23 protein-coding genes are annotated in these 17,835 nt (G+C 65.0%); 13 read left to right on the plus strand and 10 right to left on the minus strand.

Translation table 11 applies throughout. The features are described from left to right. Positions 1 to 9: 9 nt before the first annotated feature. Positions 10 to 1,404, minus strand: a complete 1,395-nt coding sequence (gene murC / locus WC597_RS13545; protein ID WP_372694013.1) for a UDP-N-acetylmuramate--L-alanine ligase — start codon at positions 1,402 to 1,404, stop codon at positions 10 to 12. Positions 1,405 to 1,472: 68 nt separating this feature from the next. On the opposite strand from murC, the gene WC597_RS13550 reads away from it, so the two are divergent. The 8 genes from WC597_RS13550 (at position 1,473) to WC597_RS13585 (ending at position 9,290) form a co-directional block, all read left to right on the plus strand. After that, positions 1,473 to 2,309 (plus strand): LD-carboxypeptidase, encoded by an 837-nt coding sequence (locus WC597_RS13550; protein WP_372694015.1) that lies wholly within the window; start codon positions 1,473 to 1,475, stop codon positions 2,307 to 2,309. A 265-nt stretch (positions 2,310 to 2,574) separates the two neighbouring features. Beyond that, the gene (dnaG, locus tag WC597_RS13555) at positions 2,575 to 4,434 is read left to right on the plus strand and encodes a DNA primase (RefSeq protein WP_372694017.1); all 1,860 of its coding nucleotides are present in this window, start codon (positions 2,575 to 2,577) and stop codon (positions 4,432 to 4,434) included. A gap of 75 nt (positions 4,435 to 4,509) precedes the next feature. Further along, positions 4,510 to 6,459: an RNA polymerase sigma factor RpoD gene (gene rpoD, locus WC597_RS13560; RefSeq protein WP_372694019.1), complete on the plus strand. Its 1,950-nt coding sequence runs from the start codon at positions 4,510 to 4,512 to the stop codon at positions 6,457 to 6,459. Between the two features lie 66 nt (positions 6,460 to 6,525). After that, positions 6,526 to 7,212 (plus strand): hypothetical protein, encoded by a 687-nt coding sequence (locus WC597_RS13565; RefSeq protein ID WP_372694021.1) that lies wholly within the window; start codon positions 6,526 to 6,528, stop codon positions 7,210 to 7,212. Positions 7,213 to 7,223: 11 nt separating this feature from the next. Continuing rightward, positions 7,224 to 7,850, plus strand: a complete 627-nt coding sequence (locus WC597_RS13570; protein ID WP_372694023.1) for a DUF488 family protein — start codon at positions 7,224 to 7,226, stop codon at positions 7,848 to 7,850. 2 nt (positions 7,851 to 7,852) lie between these two features. Further along, the gene (locus tag WC597_RS13575) at positions 7,853 to 8,299 is read left to right on the plus strand and encodes a DUF488 family protein (RefSeq protein ID WP_372694025.1); all 447 of its coding nucleotides are present in this window, start codon (positions 7,853 to 7,855) and stop codon (positions 8,297 to 8,299) included. Between the two features lie 11 nt (positions 8,300 to 8,310). Further along, positions 8,311 to 8,490 carry a DUF2256 domain-containing protein gene (locus WC597_RS13580; RefSeq protein WP_372694027.1) on the plus strand — a complete coding sequence of 60 codons (180 nt, stop codon included), beginning with the start codon at positions 8,311 to 8,313 and terminating at the stop codon, positions 8,488 to 8,490. A 56-nt stretch (positions 8,491 to 8,546) separates the two neighbouring features. After that, a complete protein-coding gene (locus WC597_RS13585) occupies positions 8,547 to 9,290 on the plus strand; it encodes an extensin family protein (RefSeq protein ID WP_372694029.1) in 744 nt (247 codons plus the stop codon). Between the two features lie 4 nt (positions 9,291 to 9,294). Here WC597_RS13585 and WC597_RS13590 read toward each other — a convergent pair whose 3' ends face one another. The 7 genes from WC597_RS13590 to WC597_RS13620 all read right to left on the minus strand — a co-directional run bounded on the left by WC597_RS13590 (position 9,295) and on the right by WC597_RS13620 (position 12,329). Continuing rightward, entirely contained in the window at positions 9,295 to 9,672 is a 378-nt protein-coding gene (locus tag WC597_RS13590) for a hypothetical protein (protein ID WP_372694031.1), read from the minus strand. A gap of 62 nt (positions 9,673 to 9,734) precedes the next feature. Then, positions 9,735 to 9,965, minus strand: a complete 231-nt coding sequence (locus WC597_RS13595; protein WP_372694108.1) for a type II toxin-antitoxin system RelE/ParE family toxin — start codon at positions 9,963 to 9,965, stop codon at positions 9,735 to 9,737. Positions 9,966 to 10,117: 152 nt separating this feature from the next. After that, entirely contained in the window at positions 10,118 to 10,471 is a 354-nt protein-coding gene (locus WC597_RS13600; RefSeq protein ID WP_372694033.1) for a DUF1428 domain-containing protein, read from the minus strand. Positions 10,472 to 10,493: 22 nt separating this feature from the next. Continuing rightward, on the minus strand, positions 10,494 to 10,976 hold the full coding sequence (locus tag WC597_RS13605) for a VOC family protein (RefSeq protein WP_372694035.1): 483 nt from the start codon (positions 10,974 to 10,976) through the stop codon (positions 10,494 to 10,496). After that, positions 10,976 to 11,428: a VOC family protein gene (locus WC597_RS13610; RefSeq protein WP_372694037.1), complete on the minus strand. Its 453-nt coding sequence runs from the start codon at positions 11,426 to 11,428 to the stop codon at positions 10,976 to 10,978. Before WC597_RS13610 ends, WC597_RS13605 begins: the two co-directional genes overlap by 1 nt. Beyond that, positions 11,425 to 11,886 (minus strand): SRPBCC family protein, encoded by a 462-nt coding sequence (locus WC597_RS13615; RefSeq protein ID WP_372694039.1) that lies wholly within the window; start codon positions 11,884 to 11,886, stop codon positions 11,425 to 11,427. Before WC597_RS13615 ends, WC597_RS13610 begins: the two co-directional genes overlap by 4 nt. Next, entirely contained in the window at positions 11,886 to 12,329 is a 444-nt protein-coding gene (locus WC597_RS13620) for a VOC family protein (protein ID WP_372694041.1), read from the minus strand. Before WC597_RS13620 ends, WC597_RS13615 begins: the two co-directional genes overlap by 1 nt. Before the next feature lie 168 nt (positions 12,330 to 12,497). On the opposite strand from WC597_RS13620, the gene WC597_RS13625 reads away from it, so the two are divergent. After that, positions 12,498 to 12,878, plus strand: coding sequence for an alkyl sulfatase C-terminal domain-containing protein (locus tag WC597_RS13625; protein WP_372694043.1), 381 nt, complete (start codon positions 12,498 to 12,500; stop codon positions 12,876 to 12,878). An 11-nt stretch (positions 12,879 to 12,889) separates the two neighbouring features. On the opposite strand, the gene WC597_RS13630 is transcribed toward WC597_RS13625, so the two are convergent. Then, positions 12,890 to 13,099, minus strand: coding sequence for a flagellar basal body rod C-terminal domain-containing protein (locus WC597_RS13630; protein ID WP_372694045.1), 210 nt, complete (start codon positions 13,097 to 13,099; stop codon positions 12,890 to 12,892). Positions 13,100 to 13,320: 221 nt separating this feature from the next. Between WC597_RS13630 and WC597_RS13635 the strand changes: the two genes are divergently transcribed. The 4 genes from WC597_RS13635 (at position 13,321) to WC597_RS13650 (ending at position 17,059) form a co-directional block, all read left to right on the plus strand. Beyond that, positions 13,321 to 15,219, plus strand: a complete 1,899-nt coding sequence (locus WC597_RS13635) for a DEAD/DEAH box helicase (RefSeq protein ID WP_372694047.1) — start codon at positions 13,321 to 13,323, stop codon at positions 15,217 to 15,219. A gap of 187 nt (positions 15,220 to 15,406) precedes the next feature. Next, positions 15,407 to 15,718, plus strand: coding sequence for an Mpo1-like protein (locus tag WC597_RS13640; RefSeq protein ID WP_372694049.1), 312 nt, complete (start codon positions 15,407 to 15,409; stop codon positions 15,716 to 15,718). A 43-nt stretch (positions 15,719 to 15,761) separates the two neighbouring features. Further along, the gene (locus tag WC597_RS13645) at positions 15,762 to 16,085 is read left to right on the plus strand and encodes an Mpo1-like protein (RefSeq protein WP_372694051.1); all 324 of its coding nucleotides are present in this window, start codon (positions 15,762 to 15,764) and stop codon (positions 16,083 to 16,085) included. A gap of 80 nt (positions 16,086 to 16,165) precedes the next feature. Beyond that, the gene (locus tag WC597_RS13650) at positions 16,166 to 17,059 is read left to right on the plus strand and encodes a hypothetical protein (protein WP_372694053.1); all 894 of its coding nucleotides are present in this window, start codon (positions 16,166 to 16,168) and stop codon (positions 17,057 to 17,059) included. 73 nt (positions 17,060 to 17,132) lie between these two features. Here WC597_RS13650 and WC597_RS13655 read toward each other — a convergent pair whose 3' ends face one another. Then, complete coding sequence (locus WC597_RS13655; protein ID WP_372694055.1) at positions 17,133 to 17,690, minus strand: 3D domain-containing protein; 558 nt, start codon at positions 17,688 to 17,690, stop codon at positions 17,133 to 17,135. Positions 17,691 to 17,835: the final 145 nt, after the last annotated feature.

Consider the following 17,835-nt stretch of genomic DNA (forward strand, 5'->3'; position numbering starts at 1 on the left):
GCGATCAACCTAACCCAACCGCCCCAGCAGCTCCACCGCGAATGTGGACAGGGTGTCGTCCCGCGCCCCCATGACGATGATCCGGTCGCCGGGTTTTGCGATCTCCACGATCCGGTCGCCGCAGTCGGCGCGCGTCGCAAGCGCCTCGGCCTGACGCCCAGCGGCGCGGACGCCGGAGGCGATGTCCTCAGACCCCACGCTGCGGTCCGTCGTGCCGCCGTAATAGACCGGCTCGGGCATCAGCAGGACGTCGTCCGGCCGCATCAGACCGGCGAAACCTTCGATGAACTCCGACTTCATCAGCTTCAGCGGGCCGAAACCGTGCGGCTGGAACAGGATCAGCAGGCGCCCGTCGAAGGCGTGCAGGGTCTTCAGCGTGGCGGCGATCTTGTCCGGGTTGTGGGCGAAGTCGTCGATGACGGTGATGTCGTTCACGGTCCCGACCACCTCCATGCGGCGACGGATGCCGGCGAAGGTCTCCAGCGCCTTGACCGCCTCGGCCGTCGGCACGCCCAGGGCCCTGGTCGCACCCAGCGCCGCCAGCGCATTGGCGACGTTATGGGCGCCGGGACCGTTCAGCACCACGTCGTGCTCGCTCCAGCCCTCGATCAGGCGGAACTTCATGCCCGTGGGCAGGGGTGTCAGGTCGTGGCCGGACAGGTCGGCCTTTTCCTCGCCCAGGCCGAAGGTGATCGCCTTGCCGGCCGGCAGCGTCTGGGCCAAAGCCGCCGTCTCGGGATTGTCGAGGTTCAGCACGGCCGTCGTCGCCCGCGCCGTGAAGCCGCCGAACAGGTCGCGCAGCTCCTCCATCGATTTGTGGTCCAGCGAGATGTTGGACACCACGGCGACGGTCGGATCGTAGCCGGCGATGGAGCCGTCGCTCTCGTCGACCTCTGACACGAACAGGTTGGGTCCGCCGATCAGGGCGCTGGCGAACGGATGGTCGGCGTCGGCGAAGTTCTTCATCACCGCCCCGTTCATTACGGTGGGGGCGCGGCCCGTTTGATGCAGGATCCAGGCGATCATGCCGGTGATGGTGGACTTGCCGCTGGTGCCCGCCACGCCGACGGAGGTCGGGGCGGCGTTGAAGATTTCACTGAGCAGTTGGGGTCGGGTCTTGATCGCTGCTCCGACGCGTTTGGCGGCGCCGATGTCGGGCACGGTGTCCTCAATGGCGCCGGTGGCGATCACGGTCTGGTCGGCGCGAGTGACGCCCGAACCGTCCTGGGGGTGCAGGGTGACGCCGTGGGCGCGCAGCCAGTCGAACTTCTCGGGCGTGCGGCCCTGGTCCAGCGCGCGGTCCGAGCCTTCGATCGCGGCGCCGCGCGCCTGGACGATCATGGCCAGGGGCAGCATGCCCGACCCGCCGATGCCGCAGAAGAAATAGGAGGCGTCTTGGTTCATGCCCCCTTAGAACAGGGGATCGGGCCGGTCCGCCAGTGGGGATCGCAAAAACGACGAAGAAGGCGGGCGTGACCACCAATAGCTTCAAGATCGGCGTCGTCTGCGCCAGTTCGCGGTTTTCGAAAGAGCGCGCCGAGGCCGTCGACGCCTGGATGGCGCAGAACCATCCCGACCGTGACGTGGCGGTGGTGTTTCACCCCGCCTGCTTCTTGAAGCACGGCCATTTCGCCGGCGACGACCGGGCGCGCGCCGACGCCTTCGTCGAGTTCGCCAACGACCCGCGCATCGACGCCATCTGGTTCGCGCGCGGCGGCTATGGCTCATGCCGCATCGCCGATGCCGTGATCCCGCGCCTGGACGCCGTGGCGCGCAAGAAGCGCTACATGGGCTATTCCGATGCGGGCAGCCTGCTGGCCGGGATGTACAAGGCGGGGTTCGAACATCTGGCGCACGGGCCGATGGCCTCGGATTCGGTGCGCGATGATGCGACGGCGCGCGGGGCCTTATCCTGGCTGACCACCGGGCGGACCGACTGGATCGAGCCGTCGCTGGCGAGCGATCCGCGACCGGCCGTGGCCTTCAATCTCACCATCCTGAACGAGCTGACCGGCACGGCGCTGGAGCCGGATCTGTCCGGTCACGTCCTGATGCTGGAGGAGGTTTCCGAGGCCGCCTACCGGATCGACCGGATGATGTTTCATTTGACGAACCAGGCGAGCATTCGCCGTGTGGCCGGGATTCGCCTGGGGCGTGTTTCGGATGTCACGCCAAACGATCCCGATTTTGGACAGACTCCCGAGGAGATCGTTCGATACTGGTGCCTGAGGTCGGGCATACCCTTCCTCGGAAACGCCGATATCGGGCACGACGGCGCCAACAAGGTCGTACCCTTCGGTCGCCCCTGAGGCGAACGACGCGCGGCGCAAAAGACACAGTCTCGCCACGATCCGTCGATGGAAACCGGTAGCCCCCTCGACAGAACGCCGGTCCTCACTTCAGATGCCGGTCCGCGAGGCGTTAGGACTTCGTTAGCCAAGGCGTTGGGGGACGCTAAGGTTTACGCCTTCTGCGATGCGGCGGTTCGTTCGGATATCGGGGGATGCCCGGACGAGCCGCCTGATCGCCCTTCCATCCATCGACGTAGAGGCCGCTTGGCCTTAAGGATCGCGGGTGCGTTTCGACGAAAGATTCATCGATGAACTGAAGGCCCGCCTTCGGCCGTCCGACGTGATCGGGCGGACGGTGAAGCTGAAGCGCCAAGGCCGCGAATATGTCGGCCTGTCGCCCTTCTCCAAGGAGAAATCGCCGTCGTTCTTCGTCAACGACGACAAGGGATTCTTCCACGACTTCTCGTCCGGCAAACACGGCGACATCATATCCTTTTTGCAGGAGACCGAGCGGCTCAGCTTCGTCGAGGCGGTGCAGCGGCTGGCCGGCGAGGCGGGCATGCAACTGCCAGCCGAAGACCCCAAGGAGGCCGAGCGCGAGCAGAAGCGGGCGGGCCTGTCGGACTGGATGGACCTGGCCCAGAAATGGTTCGCCGCCAATCTGCGCCGCACGCCGGGCAAGGCGGCGCGCGAATATCTGGAAAAACGCGGTCTGCCCGAGGATCAGTGGGAGCGGTTCGGCCTGGGTTATGCACCCAACGACCGCGAGGGGCTGAAACAGGCGCTGATCCAGCGGGGCGCCAAGCCGGCAGAACTGGTCGAGGCCGGGATGCTGATCTCGCCGGAAAGCGGCGGCCAGCCTTATGATCGGTTCCGCGACCGGCTGATGTTCCCCATCCTGGATGCGCGGGGCCGGATCGTCAGCTTCGGCGGCCGGGCCATGAACCCAGACGACCGCGCCAAATATCTGAACGGCCCGGAAAGCCCGCTCTTCCATAAGGGTGCGACCCTCTACGGCCTGCCTGAGGCGCGGCGGATCCTGGGGGCGGAAAGCAAGAATGACCAGGCCATCGTCGTGGTCGAAGGCTATATGGACGTCATCGCCTGCCAGCGCGCGGGCCTGCCGGCCGTGGCGCCGATGGGCACGGCCCTGACCGAGGAGCAGATGGAACGGCTGTGGCGCGTGTCGTCCGAGCCGGTGCTGTGTTTCGATGGAGATGCGGCGGGCCTGCGCGCCGCCTATCGCGCCATCGAACGGTCGTTGCCGCTGCTGAAGGCCGGGCGCTCGTTCCGGTTCTCGCTGCTGGGCGCCGGGCAGGACCCCGACGATATCCTGCGTGAAAAGGGGGTGCCGGCGCTGCGCCAGGCCTTGGCCGACACCCATGGGTTTGCCGAGGTGCTGTTCCGTCGCGAACAGGATCTGGAGCCGCTGGACACGCCGGAACGCAAGGCCGGCTTCAAGGCGCGGCTGAGGAACACCGCCTCGGCGATCCAGGACAAGGATCTGGCCGAGCAATACCGCCGCGACCTGTTCGACCGTTTCGACGCCCTGTTCCCGCGCAGTTCCCAACGCGCCCCCTGGACGCCAGGGCAGGGGAGACGTGGTTTCGGCCCCCCGCCCAAACTGGGCCAGACGGCGGAAGGGGCGCAGGCCATGCAGTCGCTGTTTCGCGCCATTGAGCCTGTGCCGGCCGCCCTGGCCCACGGCGCCATCGACGACCCCGAACGAATGGACGACCATCTGGAGGAAATCGCGGCTCACGGTTTCGGCGACAAGGGACTGGATGGACTGGCGCAGGAGTTGGTTCGCCTGCGTCTGTCGGGACATAGCCTTGACTCTGCCGCCCTGCGACGCCATCTGGCGCAATCGGGTCATGATGCCTTAGTGCGCGAGGTCGAGAAGGCGGCGGCAAAGTCCGGCGCGCCTTTCCTGGCCGCAAATGCGCCCCTCGCCGAGGCAAGGGTCCGATGGTCGCAGGCGTTCGACGCTTCAACTCGCGTAGCCGCGTTGGAGGACGCCTTGGCCCATGCACGTGATGTGCCTGGGCAGGATGAGGCGTTTCGCCGGCTTAAGGCCGAGCGGGATGTGCTTCGCCGTGCGATCAAAGCCGGAACGATTTGGGAAGACAGCGCGGGCACGTAACCTTACGGCCCGCCAGGCATTGTATTTTTCGTCGGGGCGGATTGATCACCCCCTCCGGCTGGAGACAGACTGACTATGAACGCACAGACCGAGACGCAGGAAACCGAGGCTTCGACCGATGGGCCCCTGCTCGATCTGACCGACGCCGGCGTCAAGAAGTTCATCAAACAGGCCAAGGCCCGTGGCTATGTGACGATGGAGGAGCTGAACAAGGTTCTGCCGTCGGAAGAAGTCACGCCTGACGCCATTGAAGACACCCTGGCCATGCTCTCCGAGATGGGCGTCAACGTCGTCGAGGCCGAGGAGGACGCGCAGGAGCAGCAGTCCACCGACGTCGCCGCCGCCGCCGGCACCGCCGTCGCCGAAGCGCCCGCCAAGGCCGCCTATGACCGCACTGACGACCCCGTGCGGATGTACCTGCGCGAAATGGGTTCGGTCGAACTGCTGAGCCGCGAGGGCGAGATCGCCATCGCCAAGCGGATCGAGGCCGGCCGCGACGCCATGATCTCGGGTCTGTGCGAAAGCGCCCTGACCTTCGAGGCCATCATGGTGTGGCGCGACGAGCTGGAGAACAACCGCATCCTGCTGCGCGAGGTCATCGACCTCGACGCCACCTATGGCGTGCTGAACCCGTCGTCCCTGCCGGGCGCCGTTCAGCCCGAGGCTGAGGCGGAAGAAGAAACCGAAGAAAAACCGGCGGCCGAAGCCAAGCCCGAATCCGACGACGACGATGATGACGATGACTTCGACGACGGCGGCGGCATGTCGATCTCGGCGCTGGAAGCCGAGCTCCGCGATGGGGTGATGGATGTCCTGAACCTGATCGCCGCCGACTTCGGCGCGTTCCGGGGGCTTCAGGACAAGCTGGTCCAGACCCGCCTGAAGGGCGAGGTGCTGAGCGCCAAGGACGAGAAGGCCTATCGTGCCCTGACGCTGTCCATTTCGGACCGTCTGAAGACGATGAAGCTGAACAACAACCGTATCGAGGCCCTGGTCGAGCAGCTTTACGCGATCAACAAGCGCCTGATCGGTCTGGAAGGTCGCCTGCTGCGTCTCGCCGACAGCTACGGCATCTCGCGGCCCGAGTTCCTGAAGGCCTATTTCGGCGCCGAACTGGACCCGACCTGGACCGACCGGATCAAGGAACAGGGTGTGCGCTGGACCAAGTTCAGCGACAATGAAGCGGCGCAGATCGCGACCATCCGCGGCGACGTCGCCGCCGTGGCGCTGGAAGCCGGCCTGCCGATCGACGACTACCGCCGTATCGTCCAGACGGTGCAGAAGGGCGAACGCGAAGCCCGCCAGGCCAAGAAGGAAATGGTCGAGGCCAACCTGCGCCTCGTGATCTCCATCGCCAAGAAATACACCAACCGCGGCCTGCAGTTCCTGGACCTGATCCAGGAAGGCAACATCGGCCTGATGAAGGCGGTCGACAAGTTCGAGTACCGCCGCGGCTACAAGTTCTCGACCTACGCCACCTGGTGGATCCGTCAGGCGATCACGCGCTCCATCGCGGACCAGGCGCGCACCATCCGCATCCCGGTGCATATGATCGAGACGATCAACAAGATCGTCCGCACCAGCCGCCAGATGCTGCACGAGATCGGCCGCGAGCCGACCCCGGAAGAACTGGCCGAAAAGCTGGCCATGCCGCTGGAGAAGGTGCGCAAGGTCCTGAAGATCGCCAAGGAGCCGATCTCGCTGGAAACCCCCATCGGGGACGAGGAAGACAGCCACCTGGGCGACTTCATCGAGGACAAGAACGCCGTCCTGCCCATCGACGCCGCCATCCAGTCGAACCTGCGCGAGACCACCACCCGCGTGCTGGCGTCGCTGACGCCGCGCGAGGAGCGGGTCCTGCGGATGCGTTTCGGCATCGGCATGAACACCGACCACACGCTGGAAGAAGTCGGCCAGCAGTTCAGCGTCACCCGCGAACGGATCCGTCAGATCGAGGCCAAGGCGCTTCGCAAGCTGAAGCACCCCAGCCGGTCTCGCAAACTCCGGTCCTTCCTGGACAGCTAGGTATCAATCTCTGATTGATAAGAATCGTCTAATGATTGTATCTCGCTTTCCAACTTGGAGAGCGGGATGCCTGGCTACACCAAGACCATTCTTTGTCTGGCGAACTCATACAAGACCAGCGGGCGCTGCCTTGCAGGAGTAGAGGTCTGCCAAGACGGCACATTGCAATGGATCAGACCTGTCAGTGCGAGAGAGCACGGGGAAATTTCCGAGCAGGAACGGATGTATGCCGATGGGACTGATCCCCGTGTTGGCGACATACTGGAAATTCCGCTGCTGCGAACGTCGCGGCACCCTTTCCAGTCCGAAAATCACCTGATCGACCCTCATCGGCATTGGGTGTTCAGTCGGAGGGCTGTGGAGCGCGACATCCAGAGATGCCAAGATGATAGCGGTCGCCCGCTTTGGAGAAATGGAAGTTCCAGCACCTACGGCAAGAATGATCGTGTGCGCGAAAACCTCGCCATGCCGAACGAGGGCTCTCTGCGGTTAATCAAGGTCGATCAACTGGAAGTCAGGCTAGAGCTGGAAACCAATCGCTACGGATCAAAGCGAAAGCTAAGAGGAGCGTTCGTTCACGCCGGGGTTCAGTACGTCCTCGGCATCACTGACCCTCAACTACACAGGCGATACTTCTTCGGTCCCGACGGTCGCTATAAGATCGGACCCGCCTACCTTTGCATCAGTCTCGGTGATCCTTGGGATGGTTTCGCTTACAAGCTGATCGCGACTGTCATCCTGCCGCAAAATTGATAGAGTGGGGTGTGACGATTGGTTCCGATACCGCGCCTGTGATCCTGAGCATCGGTCATTCAACCCTGGCCTATGACCAGTTCCTTGCGCGCCTGACGCAGGCTGGCGCCACCGCGGTCGCCGACGTTCGGACAACCCCGTTTTCGCGGCATTTTCCTCAGTTCAATCGAGACGTTCTCAAAACGGCGCTGACAAATGACGGCATCGCGTATGTCTTTCTTGGCGATGAGTTGGGGGGGCGTCCCAGCGAGGCCGAATCCTACACAGACGGGGTCGCGGACTATGAGAAAATGGCCCGGTCGCCTTCGTTTCAGAGAGGGCTGGACCGCCTGAAACAGGGTGCGCGGACCCATCGGATCGCGATGATGTGTTCCGAGCGCAACCCTTTGGACTGTCATCGTTGCCTGTTGGTCGGCCGGGCGCTGAAACAGGCCGGCGTCGCGGTCGAACATATCGTCGATGAAGGCGAACGACCGACCCAAGACGATATCGAGGCGCGGTTGATGGCGATGGCCAACAAGTTCAACACCGACATGTTCGCCGGGGAGGCGCAGTTGCTGAGCGATGCCTATCGCGACCGCGCCAGGCGGGTCGCCTACGCCGAGCAACACCCTGATCCTGCGCTGGCTGCGAGCTGAGCATGTCTAAGATGACCGTCGCCACCATCGGCTTCACCAAGACCAATGCCGAAGGGTTCTTCGAGCGGTTGCTCAAGTCCGGCGTGACCAAGGTCGTCGATGTTCGCCTGCACAACACCTCACAACTGGCAGGCTTCGCCAAGGCCGACGACCTGGCTTATTTCCTCAAGAAGCTGGGCGGCATTCAATATGCGCACCAACCGCTGCTGGCGCCCACGGACGGGATGCTGAAAGCTTTCAAAAAAGAGAAGGGCGATTGGGCCGTCTATGAAACCCGCTTTCTGGATCTGATGAAGGAGCGGAAGATCGAGGCCCGCCTCAAGCCGCAGATGTTCGAGGGCGCCTGCCTGCTGTGTTCGGAGCCCACGCCGCACCAATGCCATCGCCGTCTGGTGATCGATTATCTGAACGACCGCTGGAGCGACGCTCTGTCGGCGAACCACCTCTAAAACGCGGCGAGATGGGCCGAAAGCACGTTAACCTGGGCAAAGCCCCCACTAAGGCCGACCTGCCACAAAAGGTCTGCACCGCCTGCGGCCTGCCGTTCGCGTGGCGCAAGAAGTGGGCGCGGGACTGGGATCAAGTGCGGTTCTGCTCGGATCGATGCCGGGCGAAGGGCGCGTCCGAAGATCGGCGATAGGCGGCTCTCCGCCTCGTGACCGCGGGCTTTGAGGGAATCACAATAGCGTCCCGGCGATGTCAGCCGTATCCCGCGTCTCCTCCATACTGATCGCCTTCAGCGTCCTGCTGATCCTGAGCGGTTGCGTGCGGCGGCCGCCCGAGCCGTTGCGGCCGTCGTCACCCTATCCGTCGCGCACCGAGGCGCCCCTGGTCGGGGGGCTGGTGGACCGGGCCATCGATGGGGGGACGCAAGGCGCGGTGGTGCGCGAGGGGCGGGACCTGGGGCGGTGTTTAGCCGAGCTGAACGCCGCGCGCGTGCGGTTCAGCCCCGTGCCGGATCGCCAGAACACCGCGACCTGCGGCCTGAGCCAGGGCGGGGTGCTGGGGGCCGATCTGGGAACGGTGGCGCGGTTGGCGCCGGGCGATGTGGAGATGACGTGCCAGACGGCGCTGGCCCTGAGCATCTGGCGCAGGCAATCGCTGGAGCCGGCGGCGCGCGAGATCCTGGGCTCGGACGTGGTCCAGATCGACCACATGGGCGCCTACGCCTGTCGCAACGTGAACAACGGGGTTGGGTCGAACCGGATCAGCGCCCATTCCCAGGCGGCGGCGCTGGACTTCGCCGGGGTGCGGCTGAGGGACGGGCGGCGCATCACGGTGACCAGGGACTGGAGCGGCGACACGGCCGAGGCGCGCTTCCTGCGCCGCATCCGCGACGACGCCTGCCGCATCTTCGGCACGACGCTGAGCCCCGACTACAACGCCGTCCACCACGACCACCTGCACCTGGAGGCGACGGACACGCGGTTCTGCCGCTAGGAGATCAGTCCTTGCCGTCGCGGCCGTCAGGCTCCTTGGCTACGCCTTTGAAGGCGCCGTCGCTGGACTTGCGCTCCATGAAACGGCCGGAGCCTTCGTCGCGTTTCTGCCAGTCGCCGTTCTCGTGCTGGAACTGCGTTCGGCCTTTGACCGCACCGATGCGGTAGTCGTTTCCGGTGTTCTTTCCCATTGTCGCCTCCTTGCGAACAGAAGAAGAACGTCGCACGATTCGCGCCCCTCGCATACGGTCACGTGCGCGAGCGACAACCTCGACGGCCTCGGAATAGGCTTGGGCGCCGAAACTACGAGCATCCAAAAGATAGGCGGCGATACCCTCTTCGGAGGTCAGATAGTCGGCGGGATCAAAGGGCCGGGTGTCCAAGTCAAAAGTCCTTCGCGAAAGACTTGGCGCGGATGATATCCCGCGCTTGGGAACTCTTGTCGCTACCACACAATAACACGACGACCGTGCTTCCACGAATACACCCGATATCCGGGTCCGTGATTGATACGCAGTTCGGAAACGCCTTCTCCTACAGGTTTGACGTCGCCGATCTGCGCCGCCGCCAAGCGGCTGATGCGTTGCAAGATTATGGCGCGGCCGATTTCATCACGAAGGCTGAGAATCCATTTTCGAAATGGCTGGCGTTTCCTCGATTTGCCATGCCATGAAATCTCAGCCCTCGATGTGTGAGCGACATGCGAGGCTGCTGAACCTCACTCAAGTACAGTCGGTGGTCTCTGCATCACGCGGTTCGGTAAGGGCGGCAATCCCTGGTAGTTACTAATATTTCTCCTAGGTATGTTTCAAGTCCTAACCTTGAAGGTCAGGTCTTGCCGTCGAAGATGACGTCGAAACCGCCCCACATCATGCGCTTGCCGTCGAACGGCATGTCCATGTCAGCGAAGCCGGGGTCGTCCTGCATCTTGCCGAAACAGGCGTCGGCGGTGGCGCGGTCGGGCCAGGTCACCCAGGAGAAGACCACGACCTCGCCATCCTCCAGCTTCACCGCCATGGGGAAACTGGTCAGCTTGCCGTCGGGCACGTCCTCGCCCCAGGTGTCGACCTGGGAAAGGGCGCCGTATTTCTGGAACAGCGGCCAGGCGGCCTCGGCGGACTTGACGTAGCGCGCCTTGTCCTCGGATTTCACGGGGGTCAGGAAGCCGGTCACATAGGTCATCGGTCGTCTCCTTGGTTTGGGTTCAGAGGTCGGCGACGGCGCGGTCCAGCGCCGCGATGTCGATCTTTATCATGCTCATCATCGCCGTCATGGCGGCGGCCGCGCGGGCGGGATTTGCGTCGGTGGTCAGCTCCATCAGGCGGCGCGGCGTGATCTGCCACGACAGGCCCCAGCGGTCCTTCAGCCAGCCGCAGGCGTTCTCGCTGCCGCCGTCGGCGATCAGGGCGTCCCACAGCCGGTCCGTCTCGGCCTGATCCTCGGTCATGACCATGAAGGAGACGGCCTCGGTGAAGCGGAAGTTCGGGCCGCCGTTCAGGGCTACATAGTCATGGCCGGCCAGGACGAACTGGACCGTAAGGACCGACCCGGCCGGACCGGATGGCGTATCGACGGGCGAGCGATTGACGGCGGTCACGCGGCTGTCGGGCAGGAGGGAGACATAGAAGGCGGTCGCCGCCTCGGCGTCGCCGTCGAACCACAGGCAGGGAACGATCTTGTCGGCCATCACGGGTGCGCCTGGGGTGGGAAGGTGTTGATCATCCAGTCCTTGCCGAACCGGTCGCGCACCATGCCGAAGCCGGGTGACCAGGAGGTGGCGGCGAAGGGCAGTTGGATCAGGCCGTTCTCGCTGAGCCGGTCGAAGATATGGCGTGCACGATCCGCCTTGTCGAAATGCAGGGCGACGGAGGTTCGAGCGGGCGGTGTCCGCATTTCTTCGGCCTTGTGCTCGCCGGTGTCGGCGCAGACGCCGGGCGGGCTGTCGGAGCCCATGATCGCCTGGTCGCCGACCTGCATCCAGGCGTGGGCGATCTTGTCCTTCCACTCGGGGCCGACCGGCGCATCGGGCATGTCGGCGAAGGTGATCAGGTTCAGTTGGTCGGCGCCCAGCACCTCGGCATAGAAGCCGAAGGCCTCGCGCGCCTGATCGTGGAACATCAGGTTGGGGGTGATCTTCACTGGGTGTCTCCCTCTGCAAGGGCGGCGAGCTGATCGGCGACAGCGCCCCAGCCCTGTTCGAAGCCCATGGCCTTGTGTTTCTCGGCGGTCTTCTCGTCCCAGTGGCGGGCGATGGAGGTGTAACGCGTGCCGCCGGCCTCGGGTTCGAAGGTGTCGATTCGGACGAAGTCCAAGTCGCCGGACTGGGGAACCCAGCCCTCGGTGAAGGCGCCGGTCGAGACCAGCTTGCGGCCCGGCACGACCTCCAGGAAGACGCCGGAATGGGGATGCCGCTCGCCCTCGGGAGAGGCCAGTTCGATATTGGCCCGTCCACCGACGCGCAGGTCCCAATCGACGACCGGGGTGGTCCAGGGGCGAGGGCAGAACCATTCGCCGGTGCGCTGGGTGTAGATCTTCCAGACGGTTTCAGGCGAGGCCTGGATCAGGCGGCTGATGCTGAGTTCGCGGGGGTCGGCCATCACGCTGCCGTGGCGTCAGCGGCGAAGGCCTCGGGGCCGGCGGCGACGGCGGCCGGGTCCATCCACATCGGTTCCCAGACATGGCCGTCGGGGTCGGCATAGCCGCGACCGTACATGAAGCCGTGATCCTGGATCGGATTGGGGTCCATCAGGCCGCCGGTGGCGCCCGCCCTCTGCACCACGTCATCCACGGCTGCGCGGCTGTCGCACGAGAAGCACAGCGACATCTGGGCAGAGACGTGGGCGTCGGGGATCTGGCGGTCGGTGAAGGTGCGCCATTTGTCGTGGGTCAGCAGCATGACGTGAATGACGTCCGACACGACCATGCAGGCGGCCGTGTCGTCGCTGAACATGGGGTTCCGGGTCGCGCCGACGGCTTCATAGAAGGCGATGGACTTGGGCAGGTCGGTAACGGGCAGGTTGATGAAAATCAGCTGGGGCATGGCGTTTCCTCTTCCTTGTTTGTTTGCGAAACGTGACTCCGATGATTATGATAGCGGCTGGAGGGGCTGGAGGCGTCGGGCATCCTGCGGCGCAGGAAGCTTCCGCCGCCCGCCTCGGTCCAGGTCTATGAGCTGACGGACTGGGGCTACGAGATCAAGCCGGTCTTCATGGTGTTGGGCGGTTGGGCGGCGCGCTCGCCGCTGCACGACCCGACCCTGCCGCTCAGCGCGGTGTCGATCATGCAGTCGTTCGAGACGATGTTCGATCCGGCCCTGGCCAGCGATGCGACGATGACCCTGGGCTTCGTCTTCGGCGACGAGCCCTTCGTCGTTCGCATCGAAAACGGGATCATCACGACGCGCCGCGACACGACCGAAGCCGCCGAGATCGTGCTGACGACCCAGCCGCCGCTGGTCGCCGCCTGCGTCTATGGCAAGGTTCCGCCGGCTGCGTTCGAGGCGGACGGGATGATGACGATCATCGGCGACAGGGCCGTTTTCGAGCGGTTCGTGGGCTTCTTCAACCTGCCGGAGAAGGCTGCAGTCTGAAGGTCCAAGCCTCAGGCCAGGATGTCCAGCAGGGTTCCGGTCATTTCGTCGGCGGTGCGGACCACGGCGGCGTTGGCGCTGAAGGCGGTCTTGGCCTGGACGCGTTCGACGGTTTCCTCGGCGAGGTTGTCCAGCGGCGCGGCGGCCGTGCGGCGCGCGCTGCTTTCGAAGCGGTTCTGGGCGGTCGTCATTCCGGCGGCGGCGATGGAAAGGGCCTGCATGGCGTTATGCTTCCGATTGCGCTTTGGGCGAGGTTCGTTCGGTCGCCACAGTGCGTCTTTCAGGTCAACGCGGCCTGAAGGAACAGGGTGAACGGCGATTCTTCGCCCCGCTTGCGCCCTTATTCGTGTATAGAGCGCCATCATTCGCCCGGCCTGAGGTCTGACCTCGGCCGGGCGCGGTCGTTTCAACGACCGCCCTTGTCCGTTTGCCCAGGTTTCCTATGCCCTTTCCCGCCGTCCATCCCGCGCTCGACCGCGCCCTGATCAACAAGGGCTATGCCGAACCCACCCCGGTTCAGGCCGCGGTCCTGGAAGCCGAATATGCGGGACGCGACCTGCTGGTCTCGGCCCAGACGGGTTCGGGCAAGACCGTCGCCTTTGGTCTGGCCGCCGCGCCGACCCTGTTGGGCGACAAGCCGATCTTCGCCCCCGGCGGCGCGCCGCTGTGCCTGGCCATCGCCCCCACGCGGGAACTGGCCATGCAGGTCGCAGCCGAGCTGGAATGGCTGTACGCCGACTCCGGCGCCAAGATCGCCACCTGCGTCGGCGGCATGGATGCGCGTCGTGAAGCGCGCGCCCTCAGCTTCGGCGTCCACATCGTCGTCGGCACGCCCGGCCGCCTGAAGGATCACATCGACCGGGGCAACCTGGACCTGTCCGAGCTGAAGGTCGCCGTCCTGGACGAGGCCGACGAGATGCTGGACATGGGCTTCCGCGAGGATCTGGAGCACATCCTGGACCAGGCGCCGGCCGAACGCCGCACCCTGCTGTTCTCGGCGACCATCGCGCGCGAGATCGCGACCTTGGCCAAACGCTATCAGAAGGACGCGGTGCGCATCGACGCGACGGACAAGACGCGCCAGCACGCCGACATCGAATACCGCGCCTATCGCATCGCGCCGAACGAGATCGAGCACGCGGTGGTCAACACCCTGCGCTGGTTCGAGGCGCCGCGCGCCATGGTCTTCTGCTCGACGCGCGACAGCGTGCGTCACCTCCAGTCGTCGCTGCTGGAGCGCGGCTTCTCGACCGTCAGCCTGTCGGGCGAGATGGGCCAGCGCGAGCGGACCGACGCGCTTCAGTCGCTGCGTGACGGCCGCGCCCGCGTCTGCGTCGCCACCGATGTCGCCGCGCGCGGTCTGGACCTGCCGGACCTGGGTCTGGTCATCCACGCCGAACTGCCGATGAACCGCGCCGGCCTGCTGCACCGTTCGGGCCGGACGGGCCGGGCGGGCAAGAAGGGCGTGTCCGTGATGCTGGTCCCGCACTCGCGCCGTCGCAAGGCCGAGCGTCTGATGGACGAGGCCGGCGTCGACGCCGTCTGGACCGGCGCGCCGACCTTCGACGAAATCCGCAAGGCCGACGAAGGCCGCCTGCTGTCGCCCGAGTTCTTCGAGGCCGAGGTCTCCGACGAGGACATGATCGTCGCCAAGCGGATGATCGCCGAGCGCACGCCCGACGAGATCGCCGCCGCCCTGGTGCGCCTGCTGCGCAAGGAACAGCCGGCGCCGGAAGAACTGTCCGATCCCGGTTCGGATCGCGGTCCCGCCAAGCGCGAACGCACCGTGCGCAACGACGACGGCACCGCGGCCCAACCCTGGCCGGGCGACCGCCTGGGCTCTGACGACGTGGTCTGGTTCCGCCTGGATGTCGGCCGCAACAAGAATGCCGACCCGAAATGGCTGATCCCGTTGATCTGCCGCATCGGCGGCATCACCAAGCCCCAGATCGGCGCCATCCGCACCTTCCCCGACGAGACCCGGTTCGAGGTCGCCAAGACCCACGAGAAGGCCTTCCGCGAAGCCGTCGCCGCGTCCAGGGACGAGGTGAAGATCACGCCGTCGGAAGCTCCGACGCCGGGCTCGATGAAGGCCGGCCGCTTCGCCGGCAAGCCCAACCGCGACGAGGGCGACCGCCCCTTCAAGAAGACCCCCTACAAGCGCGCCGACGGCGGCGCGGGCGACGCCCGCCCGGCCTTCAAGAAGCCCTGGGCGCCCAAGGCGGACGGCGGCGGAAACCCGCGTTCGAACGCGGCTGCCGACAAGCCGTTTGCCAAGAAGGCCTTCCAGGGCAAGCCGAACTTCAAGAAGGACGGCTTCAAGGGCAAGCCGAAGGGCTGACCGGAAAACCCCCGCTCATCCCCGCGAAAGCGGGGACCCAGTTCTTTTGCGGGGGAAGGTGTCCGGGATAGGCGCCGCCTCGTAGCGTTTGCGTCGAAGCGCCCAAAACACTGGGTTCCCGTTTTCGCGGGGATGAGCGGATGGGTGTGCCCTTGCCACCCACGCCGTGCTGGCGCACCCTTCATCCATGAGCATGCCAGAGCAGGGATACGCCTCGTTCGAGGCCTTCTATCCCTTCTATATCAGTCAGCATCAAAACCGGGTCTCGCGACGCATCCATATGATCGGGACGGGTCTGATGATCCTGGCGGTTCCGATCAGCCTGCTGACCCTGAACCCATGGTGGCTCGTCATCTTTCCGGCAGTCGCCGCGAGCGCCTGGATCGGGCATTTCGTGTTCGAGAAGAACCGTCCGTTAGGCCTGCGCCATTTCGTCTGGAGCCTGATGGGGGATTTTCGTCTGTTCTTCGAGACCGTGACCGGGCGGCGCCCTTTCTGATCCCGGACTTGCCTCCGGCGCCGTGCTGGCGCACCCTTCGGCCATGAGCACGCCGTCCGCACCCGAGGGACGATACGCCTCGTTCGAGGCCTTCTATCCCTATTACATCCACGAGCATTCGAACCGGACGTGCCGGCGTATCCACGTCGTGGGCACCGGTCTGGTGATCCTGGCGTTCGGAGTCTTCCTCGTGACGTGGAACCCCTGGTGGCTGCTGGCCATGCCACTGCTCGGATACGGCTTTGCCTGGGTGGGGCATTTCTTCTTCGAGAAGAACCGGCCCGCGACGTTCCAATATCCGCTGTGGAGCCTGATGGGCGACTTCCGCCTGTTCTTCGAGACGGTGTCGGGCAAGCGTCGCTTCTGATCCGCATTTCAAGCTGCGCGGTTTTTTGAAACCGACTAGTCTGCCTCTGCGGCGCCTCGCCGCTGCTAGAGGGAGCGTTCATGAAATCCATCGCCATCGTCGCCGCCGCCTCGGTCCTGTTCGCACCGGGCGTCGGCCTGGCGCAGAAGGGCGAAGCTAGGCCCGACTTCAACCTGGATCCCAACTACGGCACGGTCGACCTTTCGGTCGGGTTCGAGCCCGATCCCTACACCAAGGCCATACGCGCCGGCGGTTCGATCCCGGCCTCTCGCGCCAAATCCGGTTGCGAGGGCAATGTCAGCGCCGCGCCCGATTTTCAGGTCACTTATGAGGCGGGCGCGCTGGACCTGACGTTCAAGGCCGTGGCGTCGGAGGATACGACGCTGCTGGTCAACACGCCGGGCGGCGACTGGTATTGCGACGACGACAGCGGCGGCGATCTGGACCCCGAGGTCACGATCGACGGTCCCCAAAGCGGCCGTTACGATATCTGGGTCGGAACCTATGGCGACAGCATGGTCGATTCGACCTTATCGGTCACAGAGCGCGTCGGTATGGATGGCGACGATTCGGGCAGCGGCCCGGACATCAGCCTGGAGCCCAACTACGGCACGGCCAATCTGCGCGGAGGCTTCACGCCCGATCCCTGGATCAAGTCGATCCTGGCCGGCGGTTCATCGCCGGCCTCGGCTGCCAAGTCGGGCTGCGAAGGCTCGGTCAGCGCGGCGCCGGACATTCAAATCTTCTTCGAGCCGGGGGATTCCGATTTGACGTTCCGCGTGCGGGCGGAGGAGGACACCACCCTGCTGATCAATACGCCGAACGGCCGCTTCTATTGCGACGACGACAGCGGCGGCGACCTGGATCCCAAGGTTACGATCACCAATCCGCAGAGCGGCCGCTACGACATCTGGGTCGGCACCTACAACGACTCGATGGTGCAATCGACGCTGGAAGTGTCCGAGTTGGACTGATCGCAGCTAGACGCAGACACGGAAACGCCGGCTGACCTTCGCGGTCAGCCGGCGTTTTCATTTCCGCATGGACTTAGTTGGAGGCGGTGGTCCAGGCCGGGGGGCAGCCGTCGAAATCGCCGGCGTCGACGATGGTCAGGGTGCGCATGTTCAGACGCTGCGCCTGATTCATCGAGCCACGGCCGTTGCCGGTATAGAGATCGACCTTCTGGCCCTTGATGGCGCCGCCGGTGTCCGACGCATACCAGTAGCCGTCGTGGATCGTGCCGTCGGCCATACGCAGGCCGACCGTCTCGCGGATGAACAGCTTGGTGCGGCGCGGGATCACGCGGGGATCGACCGCGACGGTGCGCATGGCGATCGGACGGCAACCCAGGGAATCGTTGCCCGTCGCGCCGCCGCCGCCTGCGTGATAGAGGCGCGCCGATGCGCGCCAGTCCGGGTCCGAGGCCATCAGCTCGGTCTGTTCGGCGTTCAGCGCGGTTTCGATTTCGGCGGAACCGACGGTGGCGGCAGGGGTTTCAACCCTGACTTCATCCGCCGCTACGACATCATTGTAGGGGACAGGCCCGCTCGTCACAGACGATACGGCGGCCCAAAGCATGGCGATAGCAGCGGAAGCGCCGATCATGAGTTTCGCTCAGGAGACACCGGCTCCCAACGCCGCCGGCGCTCCCCTTGTCGCGTTAACTTGTGGCGAGAAAGCGGCCAAATCGTCCAGCGCGCTGTGCGTTACGATTTGTTTCTAAGTTAACGCGTTGTTTGTTATGATCTAT

The organism is Brevundimonas sp., assembly GCF_041648115.1.
GTDB lineage: Bacteria > Pseudomonadota > Alphaproteobacteria > Caulobacterales > Caulobacteraceae > Brevundimonas.

Excerpts from the sequence above, each read along its gene's own strand:
- murC (WP_372694013.1), bottom strand. The coding sequence starts at position 1,404 with ATGAACCAAGACGCCTCCTATTTCTTCTGCGGCATCGGCGGGTCGGGC.
- rpoD (WP_372694019.1), top strand. The coding sequence starts at position 4,510 with ATGAACGCACAGACCGAGACGCAGGAAACCGAGGCTTCGACCGATGGG.
- WC597_RS13565 (WP_372694021.1), top strand. The coding sequence starts at position 6,526 with ATGCCTGGCTACACCAAGACCATTCTTTGTCTGGCGAACTCATACAAG.
- WC597_RS13575 (WP_372694025.1), top strand. The coding sequence starts at position 7,853 with ATGTCTAAGATGACCGTCGCCACCATCGGCTTCACCAAGACCAATGCC.
- WC597_RS13580 (WP_372694027.1), top strand. The coding sequence starts at position 8,311 with ATGGGCCGAAAGCACGTTAACCTGGGCAAAGCCCCCACTAAGGCCGAC.
- WC597_RS13585 (WP_372694029.1), top strand. The coding sequence starts at position 8,547 with ATGTCAGCCGTATCCCGCGTCTCCTCCATACTGATCGCCTTCAGCGTC.
- WC597_RS13600 (WP_372694033.1), bottom strand. The coding sequence starts at position 10,471 with ATGACCTATGTGACCGGCTTCCTGACCCCCGTGAAATCCGAGGACAAG.
- WC597_RS13605 (WP_372694035.1), bottom strand. The coding sequence starts at position 10,976 with ATGGCCGACAAGATCGTTCCCTGCCTGTGGTTCGACGGCGACGCCGAG.
- WC597_RS13615 (WP_372694039.1), bottom strand. The coding sequence starts at position 11,886 with ATGGCCGACCCCCGCGAACTCAGCATCAGCCGCCTGATCCAGGCCTCG.
- WC597_RS13620 (WP_372694041.1), bottom strand. The coding sequence starts at position 12,329 with ATGCCCCAGCTGATTTTCATCAACCTGCCCGTTACCGACCTGCCCAAG.
- WC597_RS13625 (WP_372694043.1), top strand. The coding sequence starts at position 12,498 with ATGGTGTTGGGCGGTTGGGCGGCGCGCTCGCCGCTGCACGACCCGACC.
- WC597_RS13630 (WP_372694045.1), bottom strand. The coding sequence starts at position 13,099 with ATGCAGGCCCTTTCCATCGCCGCCGCCGGAATGACGACCGCCCAGAAC.
- WC597_RS13635 (WP_372694047.1), top strand. The coding sequence starts at position 13,321 with ATGCCCTTTCCCGCCGTCCATCCCGCGCTCGACCGCGCCCTGATCAAC.
- WC597_RS13640 (WP_372694049.1), top strand. The coding sequence starts at position 15,407 with ATGAGCATGCCAGAGCAGGGATACGCCTCGTTCGAGGCCTTCTATCCC.
- WC597_RS13645 (WP_372694051.1), top strand. The coding sequence starts at position 15,762 with ATGAGCACGCCGTCCGCACCCGAGGGACGATACGCCTCGTTCGAGGCC.
- WC597_RS13650 (WP_372694053.1), top strand. The coding sequence starts at position 16,166 with ATGAAATCCATCGCCATCGTCGCCGCCGCCTCGGTCCTGTTCGCACCG.
- WC597_RS13655 (WP_372694055.1), bottom strand. The coding sequence starts at position 17,690 with ATGATCGGCGCTTCCGCTGCTATCGCCATGCTTTGGGCCGCCGTATCG.